Consider the following 1815-nt stretch of genomic DNA (forward strand, 5'->3'; position numbering starts at 1 on the left):
GTGCAACATTTAACCTATTCAAAGCTATTCACCTTGAACTCGTATAGCATCATCCGTAAAGGAGATGGCTGTTGCCTGCAAAGCTCGAATCATAATGTTCCGAGCGCCGTTCCAATCTCTCGGTGCGGAGTATCCACACTTTGGGCATTGAAACTGTTTCTTTCCTCCAAGAGTTTCGTGAAGATGACCGCATTTGGGACAAGTTTTGGAAGTGTAAGACTCATTACAAAGTACCACCAAAACATTTTCCCGCTTTGCCATTTGCAAAAGATGCTGTTTGAACTTGTAATGACTCCAAGACAGCATATTCCTTGCGGTTTTCTTCGACAACTTTCTCCCAGATTTCACCACCATTTCTGATGTATCAAAAGTCGGGAGAAAAATTATCTTGTAATGGCTAACTAAAAAACGAGCAATTTTGCTATGGGCATCTTTGACAAGATTGCGAATCTTTACTCTCAACCGTCTGGCAGCTTTTCCCATTGCTCGTCGCTGTTGTTTATTTGCGCTTAAGTCAATGCGGCTCATTAATCGATCGAGGTGAGAACATAGTCTTTGGATCCGTCCTATATCATTGCCGCCAAATTCCACAATTTTATCGCCATCGTATCCCGTGACAAAGGTTCTTACTCCTGGGTCGATGGCGATAACTTTTGATTGTTCTGTCGGAAGTTCGGGACGGACTTCGGGAAAAACACCATACCATGCTCCCCTTTCCCACACCAGTTGCGTTCCATATTCGCATTCTCTGGGAAATCCTTCTGGACTGCGGTAAGTCATTCCTTTCACTTTTTTGACATACCACTGACCTTTTTTAAAGTTCCCGACTTTAAATTTCACCACTTGGGATGGTTGACGACAAGATTTAAACTTGGGTATTCCCCCATTGGCTCTGGCTTGAATGTTGGCATCTACGGCATCCGCGACGGCTTCTTGTAACTGATGTCCGGGTAATGTTTTTACCCAATCCGGGTGTTCACTTTCCCTCGCTATCTTTTGCAAGCTGTATGTGCTTTCTTTGCACCCTTCTCGCAATAATGCAATCGTCCAGTTGTATATCCATCGATAGGCATTTACCCATCTTTTCCACGTTTGATGCAATTCTTTAGACGGATACACCCTGAGCTTCTTGACACTGTTGGGTGTCAATTTCTTCGTCTGATTCCTCGACTTTTTCTTGTACTGCTTTTTGCACTTGCTTTTGGTATTTTCGCAGTCCGTAAAGCCTTGCACTGAAACAGTGGAGGATGGACAGGATATCTTCAACGAGTTCTGCTTCTGGAGATAGATTTCTCTGGTTGAGAACCACGAGTTTGACCCCATTTTGCTCACAGAGCCATTCGATGAGGGGGAATCCAAATCGCACGGCTCTATCGGCGTAAGCAACGACAAGTTTTGCGATATCTCCCTTGCATATTCGTTCCAATATGTTGAGGAATTTTTTCCGTTTAAAATTGAGTCCGCTTCCAATTTCGCGAATAACTTCTGCGTTTGGGTATTTTGAACGTAGAAATTCAATTTGTCTTTCGAGGTCATCCCTTTGGGAATGGGTAGAGACTCTTGCATAGCAGACAACTGGCTTTTGCTGCGGCTCTTCTCCTTCGATACAGAACCTTCGTTGATTGCCTTCGGTTCTGATGCTGTCGAGTTTTCCTTCTTTGTCCCATCTTCTGAGGGTTTGCACTGTAACCCCGTAGTGTTGGGCGGCTTCTTTCGGCGAGACATAGCGTTTCATACCTACTGAAAACTTTCTGGTGATATATTATCATATTTTACCAGATATTTTGAGCTTTTTCGTTAATTATTACGTCTCCA

The 1815-nt window shown here is 43.6% G+C and carries 2 protein-coding genes; both read right to left on the reverse strand.

The genetic code is table 11. The annotated features are described in order from the left end of the window. Window positions 1–24 precede the first annotated feature (24 nt). Window positions 25–1119, reverse strand: a complete 1095-nt coding sequence (locus JUI58_RS01610) for an RNA-guided endonuclease TnpB family protein (protein WP_204101996.1) — start codon at window positions 1117–1119, stop codon at window positions 25–27. After that, entirely contained in the window at window positions 1106–1735 is a 630-nt protein-coding gene (locus tag JUI58_RS01615) for an IS607 family transposase (RefSeq protein ID WP_239121203.1), read from the reverse strand. Before JUI58_RS01615 ends, JUI58_RS01610 begins: the two co-directional genes overlap by 14 nt. Between the last annotated feature and the right edge of the window lie 80 nt (window positions 1736–1815).

Origin of the sequence: Spirulina sp. CCY15215 (genome assembly GCF_016888125.1) — a bacterium.
Classification (GTDB): domain Bacteria; phylum Cyanobacteriota; class Cyanobacteriia; order Cyanobacteriales; family Spirulinaceae; genus CCY15215.